Annotated in this window: 16 protein-coding genes; 13 read left to right on the top strand and 3 right to left on the bottom strand. The window is 34.5% G+C overall.

Features of this window, described 5'->3' with window-relative positions:
• Nucleotides 1-14: 14 nt before the first annotated feature.
• The 5 genes from ACVBED_RS11800 to omp85 all read left to right on the top strand — a co-directional run bounded on the left by ACVBED_RS11800 (nt 15) and on the right by omp85 (nt 4,900).
• On the top strand, nt 15-680 hold the full coding sequence (locus tag ACVBED_RS11800) for a carbonic anhydrase (protein ID WP_447120469.1): 666 nt from the start codon (nt 15-17) through the stop codon (nt 678-680).
• A gap of 69 nt (nt 681-749) precedes the next feature.
• The gene (locus ACVBED_RS11795) at nt 750-1,004 is read left to right on the top strand and encodes a hypothetical protein (RefSeq protein ID WP_447120468.1); all 255 of its coding nucleotides are present in this window, start codon (nt 750-752) and stop codon (nt 1,002-1,004) included.
• 138 nt (nt 1,005-1,142) lie between these two features.
• A complete protein-coding gene (locus ACVBED_RS11790; protein WP_447120467.1) occupies nt 1,143-2,741 on the top strand; it encodes a SulP family inorganic anion transporter in 1,599 nt (532 codons plus the stop codon).
• A 103-nt stretch (nt 2,742-2,844) separates the two neighbouring features.
• Nucleotides 2,845-3,480, top strand: coding sequence for a carbonic anhydrase family protein (locus ACVBED_RS11785; RefSeq protein WP_447120466.1), 636 nt, complete (start codon nt 2,845-2,847; stop codon nt 3,478-3,480).
• A gap of 22 nt (nt 3,481-3,502) precedes the next feature.
• Nucleotides 3,503-4,900, top strand: coding sequence for an Omp85 family outer membrane protein (gene omp85 / locus ACVBED_RS11780; protein WP_447120465.1), 1,398 nt, complete (start codon nt 3,503-3,505; stop codon nt 4,898-4,900).
• A gap of 5 nt (nt 4,901-4,905) precedes the next feature.
• Here the strand turns inward: omp85 and pth are convergent, their stop codons facing one another.
• Complete coding sequence (gene pth, locus ACVBED_RS11775) at nt 4,906-5,469, bottom strand: aminoacyl-tRNA hydrolase (RefSeq protein WP_447120464.1); 564 nt, start codon at nt 5,467-5,469, stop codon at nt 4,906-4,908.
• Nucleotides 5,470-5,484: 15 nt separating this feature from the next.
• Nucleotides 5,485-8,859, bottom strand: a complete 3,375-nt coding sequence (gene mfd / locus ACVBED_RS11770) for a transcription-repair coupling factor (RefSeq protein WP_447120463.1) — start codon at nt 8,857-8,859, stop codon at nt 5,485-5,487.
• 260 nt (nt 8,860-9,119) lie between these two features.
• Here mfd and ACVBED_RS11765 point away from each other — a divergent pair, with 260 nt between their 5' ends.
• The 8 genes from ACVBED_RS11765 (at nt 9,120) to ACVBED_RS11730 (ending at nt 18,048) form a co-directional block, all read left to right on the top strand.
• A complete protein-coding gene (locus ACVBED_RS11765) occupies nt 9,120-9,383 on the top strand; it encodes a hypothetical protein (RefSeq protein WP_447120462.1) in 264 nt (87 codons plus the stop codon).
• Between the two features lie 229 nt (nt 9,384-9,612).
• Nucleotides 9,613-11,118, top strand: coding sequence for a GH3 auxin-responsive promoter family protein (locus ACVBED_RS11760; protein ID WP_473095072.1), 1,506 nt, complete (start codon nt 9,613-9,615; stop codon nt 11,116-11,118).
• Between the two features lie 6 nt (nt 11,119-11,124).
• Nucleotides 11,125-11,472: a hypothetical protein gene (locus ACVBED_RS11755; RefSeq protein ID WP_447120461.1), complete on the top strand. Its 348-nt coding sequence runs from the start codon at nt 11,125-11,127 to the stop codon at nt 11,470-11,472.
• Between the two features lie 54 nt (nt 11,473-11,526).
• Complete coding sequence (locus ACVBED_RS11750) at nt 11,527-12,534, top strand: SDR family oxidoreductase (RefSeq protein WP_447120460.1); 1,008 nt, start codon at nt 11,527-11,529, stop codon at nt 12,532-12,534.
• A 75-nt stretch (nt 12,535-12,609) separates the two neighbouring features.
• A complete protein-coding gene (locus ACVBED_RS11745) occupies nt 12,610-14,448 on the top strand; it encodes an ABC transporter ATP-binding protein (protein ID WP_447120459.1) in 1,839 nt (612 codons plus the stop codon).
• A gap of 82 nt (nt 14,449-14,530) precedes the next feature.
• On the top strand, nt 14,531-16,291 hold the full coding sequence (mutL, locus tag ACVBED_RS11740; protein ID WP_473095039.1) for a DNA mismatch repair endonuclease MutL: 1,761 nt from the start codon (nt 14,531-14,533) through the stop codon (nt 16,289-16,291).
• Between the two features lie 5 nt (nt 16,292-16,296).
• Nucleotides 16,297-17,052, top strand: coding sequence for a rhomboid family intramembrane serine protease (locus ACVBED_RS11735; protein WP_473095038.1), 756 nt, complete (start codon nt 16,297-16,299; stop codon nt 17,050-17,052).
• 9 nt (nt 17,053-17,061) lie between these two features.
• Nucleotides 17,062-18,048, top strand: coding sequence for an endonuclease/exonuclease/phosphatase family protein (locus ACVBED_RS11730; protein WP_473095037.1), 987 nt, complete (start codon nt 17,062-17,064; stop codon nt 18,046-18,048).
• A gap of 1 nt (nt 18,049) precedes the next feature.
• Here the strand turns inward: ACVBED_RS11730 and ACVBED_RS11725 are convergent, their stop codons facing one another.
• The gene (locus ACVBED_RS11725) at nt 18,050-19,567 is read right to left on the bottom strand and encodes a GH3 auxin-responsive promoter family protein (protein WP_473095036.1); all 1,518 of its coding nucleotides are present in this window, start codon (nt 19,565-19,567) and stop codon (nt 18,050-18,052) included.
• Nucleotides 19,568-19,574 lie beyond the last annotated feature (7 nt).

The following is a 19,574-nucleotide window of genomic DNA, read 5'->3' as shown; positions in this document are numbered from 1 at the left end:
TTAATTAGAAAAAAATGAAAGAATCTTACAATCGCATTTTTGAGAATAATAAAAAATGGCTGGAATCTAAATTAGCTGTCAATCAAGATTTTTTTAAAACTTTAGCAGCCTCACAAACTCCGGAATTTTTATATATCGGATGCTCTGACAGTCGCGTTTCCGCAGAAGAAATGATGGGCATGAAACCTGGCGAGTTGTTCGTACACAGGAATATTGCAAATGTTGTAAATACGCTCGATATGAGTTCTACAGCCGTAATTCAATATGCTGTGGAATTTTTAAAAGTAAAACATATTGTAGTTTGCGGCCATTACGGTTGCGGTGGTGTAAAAGCGGCGATGTCTGCGGAAGATATGGGTTTATTAAATCCTTGGTTACGGACAATTCGAGATGTATATAGACTTCACCAAGCAGAATTAGATTCAATTTTAGATGAAAATAAACGTTACGACAGATTAGTTGAACTCAATGTGCAGGAACAGTGCATTAATGTGATAAAAATGGCGGTCGTTCAGGAACAATATTTGTTGGATGAATATCCGATTGTTCATGGCTGGGTTTTTGATATGCAAACTGGGAAAATTATAGATCTAGAAATTGACTTTGAAAAAATTCTTAAAGACATTCAAAAAATCTATAATCTCACGAACTCAAATTGGGTGATGAGTCATAAAAAATAATTTTACTATTTTTGCAGCCGCATGATGAAACTGGCAAGCCTAATTTCTTTATTTGTTTTCTTAAATTTTATGGCGTTACCAAGTATCGCCACACTTTGCGGGTGGGATTTACCTACAACAAACGTAGTGCTTTCTGAGGAAGAATCTTCACATGCGCCTTTAGTGATCAATGAAAAATCACTTCCAAAAATTCTAAATATTCTTGATTTTCTAAAATTTTCTAATTTTGTAGAAGATCGTACCGCAATTTCACAGAAGGACAATTCTATACATTTGTCTATTTTCCTCTCTATTTTTTCTCCGCCGCCGGATAATTTAATTTAATTTCTAACCAAAATTACGTCTTTACCACGCTTCAAAATGACGCGCTGCAAGACCGTGATTTTAAATTAAATTATTATCCACAGTGTTCCGTCTATGTAATTAAAAAACGGACGGTTACATATTATATTTTTAGAAGAGATGAGAAAAGTAAAAACTTTATATTCAAGTTTTCAAGAGAACATACCGTCTGGTGTAGTTGTCTTTTTAGTAGCATTACCGCTTTGTTTAGGGATTTCCCTAGCTTCAGGCGCACCACCTTTATCGGGGATAATTGCCGGGATAATTGGTGGAATCGTGATCGGGTTTATTTCAAACTCACAGCTGTCAGTTTCTGGACCAGCGGCTGGTTTAGCGGCAATTGTTTTAGGCGCAATTACAGATTTAGGAAGTTTTCAACTTTTATTAACCGCCGGTTTTATCGCTGGCCTTATACAACTAATTTTAGGTTTTATACGCGCTGGAAGTCTTTCCAATTATTTTCCTAATAACGTCATAGAAGGAATGCTCGCGGGAATCGGTTTAATTATTATTTTAAAACAAATTCCGCATGCTTTGGGTTATGATAAAGATTTTGAGGGAAACCAAAGTCTTTTTGGTGAAACTTTTAATGTCATAGATTATACTTCATCACTATTAAATTCTATAAGTCTTGGTGCTGTAATCATTACCGCAATTTCTTTGGTAATTTTAGTTGGCTGGGACAAAATCCCTCAATTAAAAAAATTAAAATTACTGCCTTCTGCTTTAGTTGCAGTTTTTTTTGGCATTGCTATCAATCAGATTTTCATTTCAACAGGAAGTAATTTGGCTATTTCTGCAGAACATTTAGTAAATCTACCTGTCCCTAAAAGTGCAGAAGATTTTAAAAATTTAATTATTTTTCCAGATTTAGCGGGATTCACAAATCCTAAAGTTTACATAATTGGGGCAACAATTGCAGTTGTGGCGTCCATAGAAACTCTTTTGTGTATTGAAGCCTCTGATCAATTAGACAGTCAGCGCAGGATTACTGACACTAATTTAGAATTAAAAGCACAGGGAATTGGGAATCTTATCAGTTCATTAATTGGCGGTTTACCTATCACATCAGTAGTGGTGAGAACTTCTGCAAACGCAAATGCAGGCGCAACTTCTAAAACATCCGCCATTATTCATGGTTTGCTTTTATTGATCTGTGTTTTATCAATTCCTTTTATTATTAATTTAATTCCGCTAGCAACTTTGGCAGCAGTCCTTTTGGTGGTTGGCTATAAATTAGCAAGTCCGGAAAAATTGAAAAAGTTCTGGAACAAAGGTAAATACCAGTTTATTCCTTTTATCGCAACCATAGTTGCAGTTGTCGCTTTAGACTTATTAAAAGGTGTTGCAATAGGGTTGGCAATCTCTGTTTTTTACATCCTTCAAGGAAATATGAAACGGGCTTATTACTTCAGCAAAAAAGAACTTGAAGATGCCGATGAAATTACTATCAAACTTTCAGAGGAAGTTTCCTTTTTAAACAAAGCAGCCATTAAGAAAACTTTGAAAAACATTAAGCCAAATTCTAAAGTAAAATTTGATGCAAAAGGAACGTCTTATATCACAACAGATGTTCTCGAAATGATTCAGGATTTTGCTAACATCAGAGCCAAAGAAGAAGATATTGAGGTAGAATTGATCGGCTTCAGAACTTCTTACCGAGATTATGAAGAAGACCAACATTCGCATGTAAGCATTGATCATCGAAGATCGATGTAAACCATCTATTATCAAATTAAAAAAAATATAAGGAAGTCGCCTTTACAAAAGAACTTTGATGAAGATTAGCGATTTCTTATGACTAATCAAAAAAAATAAAAATATGAAAGCACATACGCTTGAAACACAATTAAATATTAGCCCACAAAATGCCCTTGAATTTTTAAAACAAGGCAACCAGAGGTTTGTAAATAATCTAAAATTAAATAGAAATTTATTAGAACAAGTAAATGATACGCGCGAAGGACAGTATCCTTTTGCCGTTATTCTAAGTTGCATTGATAGCAGAACCTCCGCCGAACTTATATTTGACCAAGGCTTAGGCGATATTTTTAGCGTGAGAATTGCTGGAAATTTCTCTAATGAAGATATTTTAGGTTCAATGGAATTTGCTTGTAAAGTAGCAGGAACAAAATTGGTTTTAGTTCTCGGTCACAGTAAATGCGGTGCCTTAAAAGGTGCGTTGGATGCCGAAAAAGTTCATCAGTTAGGTCTTGAAAATTTGTCAAAATTAGTTCAGCAATTTGAGAAATCTATCAACGAAATTATCAAAAAAGACGAAGAACGTTCGTCTGCCAACAAAGATTTACTTAATAGATTGACAGTCAAAAATATTGAGCACACCATTCGAGACATTAGAAATAACAGTCCCGCACTCAATGCTATGGAAAAAAACGGTGAAATAATTATCGCGGGCGCCAATTATAATGTGGAAACTGGTAAAGTGGATTTTATTTAAAAAAAATAGTAAAAGAAAAAAAATGAAATTAAAAATAATAATATTGCTTTTTACAATAATTTCGATAAATTTATTTTCACAAGTAACGGATTCACTTTCTTTTATCCAGTCGAAAAAAATGTCGGATGCAGATTTAGCAAAGAAAAAAGAAGGCACTTTTGTGACGGGAATTCCAGATTTTTCTTCAGATCCAGTGATAGGATTTGGTTTTGGCGCACGAACAAATATCTTTTGGAACGGAAAGCGAGACAATCCCTTTTTTGCATACACCCCTTATTTAATGAAACTAAAAGCGAATGCCGCTTATTACACTTCAAATGCGCGTGAGTTAGTATTATCGCTGGATGTTCCCTACTATAAAGGAACAAGATGGCGGTTTAAAGCAGATTTTAAAGCCCAACAAAATCCTGCAAATCTATACTTCGGCTCGTCTGAAAAAACGCTTGGAGCATTAAGATTACCTTCTACGCCAAATGGTGGACAAACTTACGCCACGTATGATGCTTTTGATAAAGACAGAAAAACTTTGCGTCCCGGAGGAGTTGATGAAGCAGAATTCGTCACCGACGCATTATCAAACCGATTTCGGGAAACTGAGTATATGCTTAATTTAAAAGCGGATTATGCGCTGGGAAAAACCGGAAAATGGCGGTTAATGGGTGGTTATGAAATCCAACATTTAAGTTATAAAACCTTCGAAGGAACGGAAGCGGATGCAATTGTTCCAAATACAGGCGAAGAAGTAAATGCACCAAATGGCACCTCGCTTTTACGAAGAGATTTTGAGCAGGGCTTACTTTTCGGTTTAGATGGCGGATGGATTTCAATTTTACAAACCGCGCTAATATATGATACCAGGGATTTTGAACCAGATCCCACCAAAGGTATTTATTTTGAAATTGCCAATGAGTTTTCCAGTCAAATAATTGGTTCCCAATTTACCTTCAATAAATTATTTTTACAGGGGAAATATTTTAAAAAAATACCAATTGGACCAAGAACAGTTTTTGGAGCGCGATTGGGAGTCGGAAATATTTTCGGTAAAAACGCACCCTTTTTTGAATTTCAAGATCAGTGGAGTCCGGATGGAAGTATTAATTCTTTGGGTGGTAAACAGTCGCTTCGTGGTTTTAGAGCAAATCGGTTTTTAGCAAGATCCGTTGCTTTTGCAAATTTTGAATTACGGGCGCGAGTTGCAGAATTTTCCTTGGATAAACAGAACTTTGCTTTTGCGATTGCACCATTTTTTGATGCGGGAACCGTTCGTGATAGATGGCAAGATCTGAATTTTACTAAAATTAAAACTTCATATGGGGCAGGTGCAAGAATTGCGTGGAATCAATCAACCATTATCTCTTTCGATTATGGTCTTTCGAAGGAAGATAAATTATTTTATATTGGAATAGGACAGGCGTTTTAAAAGAATTATTTTCCGTTAAAACCCGTCATCGCGTTTTGAATGCCCGCGAAGACGAATGACAAACTGGCTTTAGAAAACTTCTCGATTGTTTCGGGAAGTTTTTCTTTTTCTTCACCTTCCCATTTTCCTAAAACGTAATCGACTTGTTTGCCTTCAGAAAATTCAGCAGAAATCCCAAATCTTAAACGTGGGTAATTTTGAGTTTCAAGTTGTTCCTGAATGCTTTTTAAACCATTGTGTCCCGCGTCCGAACCTTTCATTTTTAATCTTAAAGTCCCGAAGGGAAGGGATAAATCATCGGTGATTATTAAAATATTTTCTAAAGGAATATTTTCTTTTTGCATCCAGAATTTCACTGCGTTTCCAGACAAGTTCATATAGGTGTCGGGTTTTAAAATCAATACTTTTCTACCTTTGTATTTTCCTTCAGCTAAAAGTCCGAAATTGGAAGATTTGAAAGGCGCTTCAATCGATTCTGCAATCTTTTCTGCGACTTTAAAACCAATATTATGGCGGGTTTCTGCGTATTCTTCGCCTTTATTACCAAGACCAACTAGTAGATATTTCATTTTTTTTCGTTTAAATTAAACCAACATCGGGTTAAGAATTCTTTCTAATAAAGCATTAACCTCATCAATATGTTGAATGTTTTCTTTACGCATCATTAGCTGGTTGCCTTCTGATGCATGTTTTTCCTTCAATTTTGCTTCCTTTGGATTTTTACTTAAATATGAAATGATATGTTTGAATCTATCACTTTGGTAAAATTTATCTTGCGGATTTGATGGAAAATAACCCAGAAAAACACCATTTTTTACGACTATTTTATCAAAGCCAATATCTTCTGCAATCCATTTTAATTCTACAGATTTTAAAAGATTTACGGCTTCCGATGGCAAACTTCCAAAACGGTCTTTCAAATTTTTCTCAAATAAATCCATTTCCTTTTTATTTGGAATTTCTGCTAATTGCTGGTATAATGTCAAACGTTCTTCTACAGAACTCACATAATAATCAGGCAACATCAGTTCCAAATCGGTATCAATATTCACATCTTTTGTCGATTTAAAGAGTTTTTTACGGTCATCTTCATTTTCAAAAAGATCTTCAAATTCTTCATCATCCTGCAATTCTTCTAAGGCTTCCTGCATGATTTTTTGATACGTCTCAAAACCCATTTCGTTAATAAAACCACTTTGCTCACCGCCCAATAAATCACCTGCACCGCGGATTTCAAGATCTTTCATCGCAATCTGAAAACCACTTCCCAGATCTGAAAACTGCTCGATTGCTTCCAACCTTTTTCTAGCATCCGAAGTGATCATATCAAAAGGTGGCGTAATTAAATAACAAAAGGCTTTACGGTTACTTCGCCCAACTCTACCTCGCATCTGGTGCAGATCTGCCATACCAAAACGTTGTGCATCATTAATAAAAATGGTATTTGCATTTGGTACATCAACTCCACTTTCAATAATCGTGGTAGAAACCAAAACATCATATTTACCTTCCATAAAATCCAGAACATTTCGTTCAAGCTGTTTCCCTTCCATTTGTCCGTGACCTGTAATGATCTTTGCGTCGGGAACTAAACGCTGAATTAATCCTGCAATATCTTTTAAATTTTCAATTCTGTTATTTATAAAATAAACCTGTCCATCCCGCTGAATTTCATAAGAAACCGCATCACGAATTATTTCCTCGGAAAAGCCAATCGTTTGCGTGTCAACTGGTTGCCTGTTTGGCGGAGGTGTTTTAATAACTGATAAATCTCGGGCTGCCATTAATGAAAATTGCAAAGTTCGCGGAATTGGCGTTGCTGTCAAGGTCAAAGTGTCAATACTATTTTTTAGATTTTTTAATTTGTCTTTTACCGCAACACCAAATTTATGCTCTTCATCAATAATTAATAATCCCAAATCTTTAAATTTCACGGCACTTCCCGCCAATTGATGCGTCCCTATAACAATATCAATTTTTCCATCTTTCAATCCTGCTAAAGTTTCATTTTTTTGCTTGGTAGATCGAAAACGGTTCATGTAAGAAATCGTCACAGGAAAATCCTTCAATCTTTCCGTAAAACTTCGGTAATGTTGAAATGCCAAAATCGTTGTCGGCACTAAAATCGCGACTTGTTTTCCATCTGTTGCAGCTTTAAATGCGGCACGAATGGCAATTTCTGTTTTTCCGAAACCCACGTCACCGCAAATTAAACGGTCCATAATGGTGTCTTTTTCCATGTCGGTTTTCACGTCGAAAGTCGCCTTTTCCTGATCCGGCGTATCTTCATAAATAAAACTCGCTTCCAGTTCATTTTGAAGATAAGTATCTGGTGCATAAGCAAATCCTTTGGCAGATTTCCGTTGCGCGTATAATTTTATTAAGTCAAAAGCAATCTGCTTTACTTTCGCTTTTGTTTTTTGTTTTAATGATTTCCACGCGGGCGAGCCAAGTTTACTTAGCACAATTTCCTTTCCGTCAGCGCCGTTAAATTTTGAAATTTTATGCAAAGAATGAATACTGACATATAGTAAATCATTGTTTTTATACGTTAATTTAAAACATTCCTGTACTTTTCCATTGTTATTCACTTTCACCAATCCCATGAATTTTCCCACACCATGATCAATATGCGTGATATAATCACCCACTTTTAAAGACATCAAATCTTTTAAAGTCAATTGCTCACTTTTAGCAAAATTATTTTTAGCCTGAAATCTTTGGTAGCGGTCGAAAATCTGATGGTCGGTATAAACCAAAAGCTTTTGCACATCATCTACAAAACCTTCGTGAAGTTCAGATTTAAAACTTTTAAAAGGCACATTTTTCTCCAGAGACTGAAAAATACTTTCTAAGCGGTCTTTTTGCTTTTCTCCTGAAAATGAGATCCAGATGTCATAGTTGTCCGCTAATTTTTCTTCTAAATTTTCTGTTAAAAGTTCGAAGTTTTTATTAAAAGCTGGTTGCGCCGTTTGTTGAAATTCTAGGTTGAAAAAATCTTTTGTAAATAAAGAATTGGTAATTGAAATAAAATCAATCTGCGATAATGGTTCTAAAGTTTTGTTAAATTCTTCAGGCGAAATAAATAATTCTGAAGGTTTTTGGTGTTTTATGTCCTTATTTAAAGTCTCAAACTTTTCATCTGCTTTTTTGTAAAAATCTTTAATTTTCAGCGCCCCAAATTCCAAATTTTTAGATAAAACAAAAGAATCTTTTGACAGCAATTCTAAAACTGAAATCTTCGCAGAACTTGTCGCCGTACTCATATTTGAAACCAACTGAAAGCCCTCTACTTTTTCTGTTGAAAGCTGGGTTTCAATATCAAATTTCTTAATGCTTTCTATTTCATTACCAAAAAAAGTAATGCGGAAAGGCTTTTCATTGGAAAAAGAAAAAACATCCACAATACCGCCACGCACGGAAAATTCTCCAGGTTCTGACACAAAATCCGCAGGCAAAAATTGATAATGATTTAAAAGTTCATCCACAAAATCAAAATCCAGTTTATCACCTACTTTTAAAGCATGAGAAATGGCGCTGAAATCTTCTCTCTTAATTACTTTTTCCGCAATTGCCAAGATGGGTGAAATAATTACTTTAGCCGATTTTTCTGTTAAAATTTTATTTAAAACTTCGGTTCTTAAAACCAGATTGGCATTTTGCGTTTTCTCAATTTGATAAGGTTCAAGATGTGTTTGCGGGAAGTAAAGCACATTTTCCTTACCCAAAAGTTCCTCTAATTCAGTTGTAATGTAAAGCGCTTCTTCTTTATCATCTACCAAAAAGAATATGTTTTTTTTCTGTGTTAAATATAATTCTGCCGTGAAAAGTGAATGCGCAGATCCTGCAAAACCTTTAATCGATAATTTTTTTTTATCTAAATTTTTAAAAATTTCTGCCGCAAAATTATTTTTCAATAAATGTGGAAGAAGGCTTTCCTGTATGGACTTTAACTGCATTTGTTATTTTGTAAATAAGCCATTTTCATTAAAACCGAAAACGGCAAAAGACGATTTCAGGATTTCCCTAAGACCGTTTCTAAAAGCGCAAATTTACGAAAATTTTAAATGTCACGAATTTCATTTTTATTCTTCTTTTCCACTTTTTCTGGCAATTTAATAGGATAATTATAAAATGTGTTAAAGTTTAAAAGCCAATGATTTGAATTGATTTTTAATTTAACTTTACTTTAGAATTAACCACTAAATTTTTATTAAAAATGAAAAAATTATTAACTGCTCTATCAGCCGTTCTATGTTTAGGCTTCGCAAGTGCACAGCAAACCGCGCCTTCAAGTTCTAAAATGCAAAAAATGAAGCCGAAGACGGAAACTAAAATGGCTAAACCTGCTAAAACAATGATGGCTGCCAAACCAGATCCTGCAGGTGTGAAAATGAAAAAAGATGGAACGCCGGATAAAAGATATAAAACGGCGCAACATTTAAAAAAAGATGGCACACCAGACAAAAGATATAAAAAATAATATCTTTGAACATTGAACCTTACACTAAAAACGTAAGGGTTTTTATTTTTTTGGGCAGCATTTTCCGTCCTCCGTTCCCACTTTTTTCTTCGGCGTTGCGCCTCAAAAAAAGAGTTTCACTCAGGCCGGGCTGCAATTTTTAGCTTTTAATAAAAGTTTTTGACGGAATAAAGTCCTGTGTTATTTTGAAGAATAATAATTGTTATCCAAAAGACTGTATTTTTGTAGAATGATCGGTCAGTTTATAAAGAAAAATCTAGCGAAAATTTGGGCAGGAAATCACGTCAAAAAATCTGTAAATTTTAAAAATAACGCAGTAAAAAATCAGCAAGATTTACTTATACAACTAGTAAAAACCGCAGAAAAAACTTTATTTGGCAGAGATCACCATTTTGAAGAGATCAAAACTATTCAGGATTTTCAAACGAAAGTTCCAATTGCAGATTATGAAGATCTAAAACCTTACATCGAACGTACAAAAAAAGGACAAGCCCATATTCTTTGGCCGGGAAATCCGGAATATTTTGCAAAAACTTCTGGCACCACTTCCGGCAGTAAATATATCCCCATTTCAAAAGAAGGAATGCCATATCAGACTAACGCCGCGAAAAGCATGCTCTTTCATTATATTAACAAAAAAAATAACGCCGATTTTGTCACTGGGAAAATGATCTTTCTTCAGGGAAGTCCGAAATTAGAAGAAGAATTTGGCATCAAAACAGGTCGACTTTCCGGCATCGTTGCACATCATATTCCAAATTATTTACAAAAAAACCGTTTGCCAAGTTTTAAAACGAATGAAATCGAAGACTGGGAAACCAAAGTAGATGAAATTGTACTGGAAACTGAGAATGAGGATATGACGCTGATTTCCGGGATTCCGCCATGGCTTATCATGTATTTTGAGAAATTAATTGAAAGAAATTGTTTAAAAATAAAAGATCTTTTTCCTAATCTTCAACTTATTATTACAGGCGGCGTCAATTACGAACCTTACCGAGAAAAAATGGAAAATCTTCTCGGTGGAAAAGTTGATATTTTACAAACTTTTCCTGCAAGTGAAGGATTTTTCGCCTTCCAGGATGATTTTAATAAAGAAGGGCTTTTATTGCAAACCAACCACGGTATTTTTTACGAATTTATTCCTTTAGAAGAATATGGTGAAAAAGAAGCGAAAAGATTAACTTTAAAAGATATAGAATTAAATAAAGATTATGCTTTAATTTTAAGTACAAATTCTGGCTTGTGGGCTTACTCTATCGGTGATGTTGTAAGATTTATTTCAAAAACACCTTATCGCATTTTAGTAAGCGGCAGAACCAAGCATTTTACCTCAGCTTTTGGCGAGCATGTGATTGCGTTTGAAGTAGAAGAAGCAATGAAAGCCACAGTTTTAAAATATCCCGCACAAATTACCGAGTTTCATCTTGCACCGCAAGTTACGCCTGAAACCGGCGAACTTCCCTTTCACGAATGGTTCATTGAGTTTGAGAAAGAACCTGAAAATTTAGTTTTATTTCAGAAAACTTTAGATAAAGAAATGCGCCTACGAAATTCTTATTATGAAGATTTGATTTCCGGCAATATTTTACAGCCTTTAAAAATTGTAGGGTTAAAGAAAAATGCCTTCCAGAATTATGCTAAATCTGAAGGCAAACTAGGCGGACAAAATAAAATTCCACGTTTGGCAAATGACAGAAAAATTGCTAAATTTTTAGAGAAATTTGGGAAGTAAAATACTATGAAAAAGGCACTCGTAATTTTATTTTTTTTGATATTAATTTTCGTTTTTTATAAAATCGTAACATTTCAATTATTTGATGATAGTTTAAAAGTTGTAAAAATTTTTAATATTCCCAATAAAAAATACAAGATTAAAATATATCACATTCCTTCAAACGCCACCACACAGGAAAACATTGAAATAAGAAAAGCAGAAAATGATGAAGAATTTACCTTAAAGAATTTTGAAATGTATAATGTTGTCGAAAATGCAAAAATAAAAGGCGATTCTTTATTTCTAAAAATAAAAGATTCTACAGGAGGAATGCCTTTAAAAAATGTAAAAATTTTGTTACCAAAATATTAATTTTTAAACTTTGCATCATAGTTGATACCATTAATAAAAAATCATTAAACTATTATGGAAATTTTAAATAATTTAGGAGATCTTCACGGGAAAACGGTTGTAATCACAGGTGGAACAAGTGGCGTTGGACGCGCAGCCGCAGAAGCTTTTGCGTTAGAAGGTTGTAATGTCGTAATTGCGGCACGTGGACAAGAAGGCTTGGACAACACTGTGAAATTATGTCATGATCTAGGAGTTGTTGCTTTGGGCGTTCCGACTGATGTTTCAAATTTTGAAGAAGTTGAAAATTTAGCAAATCAAGCCTTGCAATTTAATGGAAGAATTGATATTTGGGTAAATAATGCGGGCGTAATGGCGAGTGGAAAGTTCGAAGATATTCCGGTGGAAGCGATGGATCAATTGGTTAAAACCAACCTTTTGGGTTATTTACACGGCGCGCACGCAGTAATTCCGATTTTTAAAAAACAAAAAGATGGCGTTTTAATAAATAATGTTTCAATTGGCGGTTATATGCCTGCGCCCTATTCTACCGCGTACTCAAGTACAAAATTTGGAATTAGAGGAATGGTAGAAGGACTTCAAGGTGAATTATCTGATGAAGCAAACATTCATATTGTTGGTTTGTATCCAGGAATTCAGCGCTCAACAGGAAATTTACATTCCGCAAAATATTCTGGCCTCGATTTTAAAATTCCGCCATTTTCAGTTGATCCAAGAGATTTAGCGGAGCAAATGGTAAAAGCTGCAAAAAATCCTAAAAAAGAAATTATAACCGACGGTTATGCCGCAGTGATGAAAGTTTTATATGGAATTTTCCCAAATACAATTATTAATACCGCGTCATCCCTTCTTCGTTTGGCTATGAAAAAAAATGCTAAAACAAATACGGACGGAAATATTTTGCATTCCTCAAATGAACCGATGAGAATTTACGGAAAAATGGCAATTCCTACGCCTTCAAGAGGCGTGCAAAATGCAATGATTTGTGCAGCAGGGATTGGCTTGGGTTTAATTATATTTAATATGGTCAACTATGGAGGGAAGAAAAAAGGTAAAAAATAATTAACTTTGCTACTGAAAACTGAGTTAGTCATTTTTCTATTTTTCATTATCAAAACTAAATAACCGTCTATTCTTTTGGCAAGACAAGTTCCAAAATCCATTACCGAAAAAGAACAAAAAACCAGCGTTAAAGATTCTTTTAAAGCGCTGAAAACCATTCCGAGGTTTTTTAAAGAAATTTACAATAGCAGCCCGAAACTGTTTTTTATAAATTCCTTTTGTCGATTAATCAATGCTTTCACGCCTGTGGTAATTCTCTGGGTGGGAAAGATGATTATTGATGAGATCATTCTGCAAGTGTCTTTGCCAAATAAAGATTTTAGCCAACTTTGGAAATATGTTTTAATAGAGTTCGCTGCGGCGGTGCTTTCAGATTTATTGGGAAGAGTCATTAATCTAACTGATGGTTTGTTGGGCGATCTTTATTCCAACGCATCATCGGAAAAAATCATTCGCAAAACTTCGGAGTTGACAATTGCGCAGCTGGAAGATCCAGAATTCTACGATAAACTGGAGCGGGCGAGAACACAGACAAATAGTCGTGTAGATTTGATGAGCAACGCTTTGGGACAAGCAGAAAGTTTAATTTCAATGGTTTCTTTAATTGCGGGATTGGTTTATTTTGAACCTGTTCTAATATTAATTTTAATAATAAGCATTATTCCATCATTTATAAATGAAGCGAAATTTAGTTCCACCAGATATTCATTAGCAAGAAGTTGGACCGCAGAACGCAGAGAATTAGATTATCTACGTTTTATTGGCGCTAATAATCAAACGGCTAAGGAAATTAAATTATTTGGTCTGACGGATTTTATTGCAGACCGTTTTAAAAATCTGTCAAGCGACTATTATTTACTAAATAAAAAGCTCTCTCAAAGACAAAGTTTTTACGGGTCTTTATTTAATATTTTAGGCGTTGTAAGTTATTATGGCGCTTACGTTTACATCATTTTAAGAGTGCTCGCAGGCGGAATCACTATCGGAGAATTGACATTTCTTTCTGGCTCTTTTAACAGATTACGAACAAATTTACAAGGATTTTTTTCACGTTTCACCCGTATTTCTGAAAGTGCACTTTACCTTCAGGATTATTTTGATTTCATAGATTTAAAAATCGAAAAAACTGCAGACCTAAAGACTAAAATGCCAAAAATTATTACTCAAGGTTTTGTAGTTAATGATTTACATTTTGCTTATCCCGGTAGTAAAAACGAGGTTTTAAAAGGGGTGACATTTAAAATAAAAGCCGGGGAAAAAATGGCTTTCGTAGGACAAAATGGTGCGGGGAAAACAACTTTAATAAAATTATTTCTGCGCTTTTATGAACCAACCGAAGGCGAAATTCTTTTAGACGGAATAAATATTAATAAGTTTGATGTCGATGCTTACAGAAATCGTTTCGGCGTAATTTTTCAGGATTTTTTTAAATATGAATTTACTTTAAGAGAAAATATTGCTGTGGGAAATATAAACGAAGTTGAAAATGACGAAATTATTAATTACGCCGCAAGTAAAAGTCTCGCTGAACAGGTCGTTTCTGAAATGACAGACGGTTTAGAGCAAAGACTTGGCCGGCGATTTTATAAAGGCACAGAACTCAGCGGCGGACAGTGGCAAAAAGTGGCGCTCGCTCGTGCGTACATGAAAGATGCAGATGTTATGGTTTTAGACGAACCAACAAGTGCGCTCGATGCACAAGCAGAATTTGATGTTTTCGAACGGTTTATTGCTTTAACAAAAGGAAAGACAAGCATTATAATCAGTCACAGGTTTAGCACCGTTCGAATGGCAGACCGTATTGTAGTCCTTCAAAACGGACAAGTTTTAGAAGTTGGAACACACCAGGATTTAATGGCCACCGAAAAGTTGTATGCCGAATTATTTGCTTTGCAGGCGGCGGGATATCAATAAAATAAAAGCTTTAAAAAGTTCTATTTCTCAATAAATTTTTTTAGCAACTTCCTTATTCTTACTTTTGTGGGAGTTTTTATTTATGCACGATATTATTCAACTTTTACCAGATCATGTGGCGAACCAAATTGCCGCCGGAGAAGTCGTGCAAAGACCGGCTTCTGTGGTTAAAGAATTGATGGAAAACGCCATCGATGCGAAAGCGAGCAAAGTAGAACTTATTATCCGTGAGTCTGGGAAAAATTTAATTCAAGTGGTTGATAATGGTTTGGGAATGTCTGAAACTGATGCAAGAATGGCGTTTGAGCGGCATGCGACTTCTAAAATAAAAACGACAGAAGATATTTTCAGAATTATCACCAAAGGTTTTCGGGGCGAGGCATTGGCGTCAATTGCCGCAGTTGCTCAGGTAGAATTACGGACTAAAAAAGAGGAAACGAAAACCGGCACCAATATTTACATTGAAGGTGGCGGATTCCAATTTCAGGAACCTATCCAAACATCGGATGGCTCAAGTTTTTCCGTTAAAAATTTATTCTATAATGTTCCTGCAAGACGGAAATTTTTAAAATCAAACACCATAGAATTTCGCCATATCATTGATGAATTTCAGCGGGTTGCTTTGGCGCATGAAACCGTTGAATTTGAAATGTTTCACAACGACGAACCTATTTTTCGGTTGCGAAAAGGCACACAAATGCAAAGAATTGTGGATATTTTCGGCAGGAAAATTCACAGTTTATTAGTTCCCATAAAAGAAGATTTGGGTTGGATAAAATTGGAAGGATTCGTGGCAAAACCTGAAGGCGCAAAAAAAACACGTGGCGAACAATTCTTATTTGTAAATGGAAGGTTTTTTCGCAGTCCTTATTTAAACAAAGCCGTGCAAGACGCGTTTGAAGGTTTGCTTTTACCGGGATATATTCCATCATTTTTTCTTTATTTAGAAACTGAACCCGACAAAATTGACGTTAATATTCATCCGCAAAAAACGGAAGTGAAATTTGAAGACGAAAACTTAATTTTTGCTTTAATTCGTTCTACTATTAAACGTGCGCTGGGCATTTACAATGTTGCGCCAAGTTTAGATTTTGAACGCGATTCAAACGCTTTGCAATTATCGCCTTCGAGGAATAATATTCGTTTTAAAAATCCAGAAATTAGTGTTGATAGAGATTACAACCCTTTTTTAGCAGAAAATAAACCTTCCCCATTAGAAAAAATAGAACTCACAGAATTTTATAAAAATAACATTTCAACGGCGCCGTCTAAAATTAATTTATTTGAAGAAGAAGATTTTGAAGAAGATCTAATGCGTCTTCCCAATGGTTATTGGTTGCTGAACAAAAGTGGCAAAACATTAATGTTAGATTTAGGCAGAATCCACCGGTTAGTGGTTTTAAGTCAAAATAAATTTAAAAAATTAACTGGCGTCAGTCAGGCTTTACTTTTCTCAGTAGAATATTTTATGAATGAAATTGAGAAAGATAAATACCGCTCGATTAAAAAATATTTGCCAAGTTTAGGGTTTGACATGATTATTGCGCATGAGAATGTGTTACGCGTAAACAGTATTCCCGAAGGTTTAAAAGAAGGCCAAGTCATTCCTTTTTTAGAAAAAATATTCGAAATTTTAGATTATAAAACAGAAGTAGAATTCGTGCATTTTTACCAATACCAATGGAATAAAATGCAGGGAAAATCCCGCTTTGATTTTATTTACAAAACTGATGCAGAAATCCTGATAAAAGAATTTCAAGACTTAGGTTTCCCAGAATTTTTACCTTCTGGCAAACGCTGTTTCTATGAAATATCCCTAGAAGATTTAGAAAACAAATTTTAAAAACTATGTTCCCAAAACTTACTCCGATTACAAAAAATATTATCATTATAAACGTCATTATTTATTTGATTGCTAATTTTGTTTATCCAAATCTCTACCCGCTTTTCCAAGCGTATTTTCCCCTTTCGCCGAACTTTCATTCTTGGCAAATTATCACACATATGTTTATGCATGCACCTTTAGGCCAAGGTTATGGAATTATGCACATTGTTTTTAATATGATGACGCTTTGGAGTTTCGGACCAATTTTAGAAGAAATTATGGGCGAAAAAAAATATGTGATTTTATATTTCGTAAGTGGACTTGCGGGTTTCGTTTTATTTAATCTTTGGAATTATTACGAAATTCACCAACTGATGAGTTCATTAACAGGCGAAGGCGTAAATGTGGCAGAAATTTTTCAAAAAGCGAATCTTCATTATTCTGGAAACATGAGCATTGATGCTAAAACACCCCTTGCAGAAGCGCAATCCCAGCAATTATACGGTGAACTAGTTAGCCCAATGTTGGGTGCTTCAGCCGCTATTATGGGCGTTGTTGCGGGGTTCGCAACCTTATTTCCTGACGCGAAATTATATCTGATGTTTATCCCAATTGGTATAAAAGCAAAATATTTAGTAATTGGATTTGTTGTGGTTTCTTTTTTCCTGCAAATTACTGGCAGAACCTTGGGAATCGCTCATTTTGCACACATTGGTGGGGCAATTGCAGGTTATCTTATTGCAAGACATTTTGCCAAAAATAGGTATAGAATTAATTAATAGTTCTGAATGAAAATTATAAGATTTGCACTGCTCTTGATTCATCTGGGATTAATCGTGCTTTTATTAGGGAATTTTTTAAATATTTATATTCCGCCAAAAATTTTTCCATTTTTAAATTTTCTGTCATTAGCTTTTCCGGTTTTAATGATAATTAATTTACTTTTAATTCTACTCTGGATTTTAATGTGGAAAAAACGGGCTTTCCTTTTTATTATTTTAAGTCTCTTCCTAATCAAACCAACAAGCAGAATTGTTAATTATAATAAAGCGATAAAAGATATACCAAATTTAAAAGTTATCACTTTTAATGTGCACTCTGCAGCTTTTGGCAGACAAAATATTGAAAATTTTATTAATAAAGAGAAACCAGACATTGTGCTTTTGCAGGAAGCTGGAACAATAAAACCAGATTCTTATAATTTAGAAAATTTAAAGTACAACTCCATTTCTAATATCGTTTTTTTCTATTCAAAATACAAAATTATCAGCCAAAAGACCTGGATAAAAAATGAAAATGCTTTCGCGAAATCCTACGATATTGAAATAAACGGAAAAATTTATCGGTTTATAAATATTTATTTACAGCCTTTTTACTTAAATAAAGCGATGGTTAAACCCACAGAAAATCAGGCAGAGAACGAACATAAATTTAGAAATTTAATTAAAAGGATGGTGCCAACCTTTAAGGCGCATCAAGAACAAATTTCGCTTGCAAAGGAAGCAATTGAAACTTCGCCATATCCCGTAATTATGACTGGCGATTTTAATTCTGTCCCAAATTCTTACGAATATTATCATTTAGGGGAAAATTTAAAAGATGCTTTTGAAGTGGCTGGAAGCGGCAGCGCAACTAGTTTTCACGACTATAAATTTCCCATTAGAATAGATTATATTTTCACCTCGAAAGAAATTGAACCAATCAGTTATAAAGTTGATAGAAGTGCGAGGTTGTCCGATCATTTTCCAGTTATTGCCACTTTTAAATTAAAATAATTTAATCCAGATTTTTTTGTAATAATGGATCAATATATTCTCTGTCGTTACTAAGTCTTGGTACTTTGTTTTGTCCGCCCAACTTTCCGCGGTCTGCCATCCAATTATAAAAAAGTTTCGGTTTAGCAACATGAATTATTGGTTCTGAAAGCGCCATATTATTATAACGCTTAGCTTCATAATCAGAATTTGAGCGTTTAAGTTCCGCATCAAAAACTGAAATAAATTTTTTAAGATCCTTCGGCTCTTCTATAAATTCGATAATATATTCGTGTGCACCAGACTTGCTGTCCTTCATAAAAAAAGGCGCGCCTGTAAATTCCAAAATGCAAGATTGCGTAGCTTCACAAGATTTCGTCAAAGCAGATTCTACATTATCAATCATTAATTCTTCACCAAAGGCATTAATGTAATGTTTGGTTCTTCCTGAAATTTTTATTCTAAAAGGATTTAAACAAGTAAATTTTATAGTATCACCAATTAAGTAGCGCCAAAGTCCGCCATTAGTTGTAATTAAAAGCGCATAATTTTTATTGATTTCTACGTCTTCCAGATGAATGGTTTTTGGACTTTCTTTACCAAATTCTTCCATAGGAATAAATTCGTAAAAAATACCATAATCTAGCATTAGAAGCATTTCTTCGCTCCTGTAAACATCTTGAATAGCAAAAAAACCTTCGGAAGCATTAAAAATTTCGTAATATCGAATGTCTTTTCCAATCAACTTTTTGTACTCTTCCCGATAAGGCTTAAAACTAATGCCGCCGTGGAAAAAAACTTCTAAATGTGGCCACAATTGGGAAATGTTTTGATGTCCTGTTTCTTTTAAAATTTGTTGCAGTAAAACCATCATCCAGCTTGGAACACCTGTAAAACTACCAACTTGCTCTTTCGTTACTTCGTTTACAATTGCTTTCAACTTAGTTTCCCACTCAGACATTAATGAAATTTTCTTACTGGGAGTTGTCGTAATTTCAACCCAAAAGGGTAAATTTTCAATTATAATGGCAGATAAGTCTCCAAATTTTGTATTAAAATCTTGATACATTTCTGCGCTACCACCTAATCTCAAATTTTTATGTGTGAAAAGTTCATTTTCCGGATGATTGTTGGCGTAAATAGCGACCATATCTTTTCCGGCTTTTAAATGACAGTTTTCTAAACTTTCATTTGAGATCGGAATGAATTTACTTTTTGCATTGGTGGTCCCGGAAGATTTGGCAAATCTTTTTATTTGTCCAGGCCAGAAAATATCTTTTTGTCCTTGCCGCGCTTTTTCGATGTATGGCTCAAAATCTTCGTAAGTAACAATCGGGATCTGGTTTTTAAAATCATTATAGGTGGAAATGTCTTTAAAACCATATTTCTTGCCATATTCAGTTTCTTTGGCAAAAAATAGCTGAGAAAATAAAACCCCTTTTTGAGTTTCTAAAGGATGTTCTTTAAAATTATTAATTTGATCTATCCGCTGCCGAATATACCAATTAACTACAGAATTAAAAAGTGCTTTGGTTGCCATGTTTTAC

This window comes from Halpernia sp. GG3 (assembly GCF_052976925.2).
The sequence above is the reverse complement of the archived record's forward strand: the minus strand, read 5'-3'. Positions and strand labels throughout refer to the sequence as shown.

Excerpts from the sequence above, each read along its gene's own strand:
- ACVBED_RS11800 (WP_447120469.1), top strand. The coding sequence starts at position 15 with ATGAAAGAATCTTACAATCGCATTTTTGAGAATAATAAAAAATGGCTG.
- ACVBED_RS11795 (WP_447120468.1), top strand. The coding sequence starts at position 750 with ATGGCGTTACCAAGTATCGCCACACTTTGCGGGTGGGATTTACCTACA.
- ACVBED_RS11790 (WP_447120467.1), top strand. The coding sequence starts at position 1,143 with ATGAGAAAAGTAAAAACTTTATATTCAAGTTTTCAAGAGAACATACCG.
- ACVBED_RS11785 (WP_447120466.1), top strand. The coding sequence starts at position 2,845 with ATGAAAGCACATACGCTTGAAACACAATTAAATATTAGCCCACAAAAT.
- omp85 (WP_447120465.1), top strand. The coding sequence starts at position 3,503 with ATGAAATTAAAAATAATAATATTGCTTTTTACAATAATTTCGATAAAT.
- pth (WP_447120464.1), bottom strand. The coding sequence starts at position 5,469 with ATGAAATATCTACTAGTTGGTCTTGGTAATAAAGGCGAAGAATACGCA.
- mfd (WP_447120463.1), bottom strand. The coding sequence starts at position 8,859 with ATGCAGTTAAAGTCCATACAGGAAAGCCTTCTTCCACATTTATTGAAA.
- ACVBED_RS11765 (WP_447120462.1), top strand. The coding sequence starts at position 9,120 with ATGAAAAAATTATTAACTGCTCTATCAGCCGTTCTATGTTTAGGCTTC.
- ACVBED_RS11760 (WP_473095072.1), top strand. The coding sequence starts at position 9,613 with ATGATCGGTCAGTTTATAAAGAAAAATCTAGCGAAAATTTGGGCAGGA.
- ACVBED_RS11755 (WP_447120461.1), top strand. The coding sequence starts at position 11,125 with ATGAAAAAGGCACTCGTAATTTTATTTTTTTTGATATTAATTTTCGTT.
- ACVBED_RS11750 (WP_447120460.1), top strand. The coding sequence starts at position 11,527 with ATGGAAATTTTAAATAATTTAGGAGATCTTCACGGGAAAACGGTTGTA.
- mutL (WP_473095039.1), top strand. The coding sequence starts at position 14,531 with ATGCACGATATTATTCAACTTTTACCAGATCATGTGGCGAACCAAATT.
- ACVBED_RS11735 (WP_473095038.1), top strand. The coding sequence starts at position 16,297 with ATGTTCCCAAAACTTACTCCGATTACAAAAAATATTATCATTATAAAC.
- ACVBED_RS11730 (WP_473095037.1), top strand. The coding sequence starts at position 17,062 with ATGAAAATTATAAGATTTGCACTGCTCTTGATTCATCTGGGATTAATC.
- ACVBED_RS11725 (WP_473095036.1), bottom strand. The coding sequence starts at position 19,567 with ATGGCAACCAAAGCACTTTTTAATTCTGTAGTTAATTGGTATATTCGG.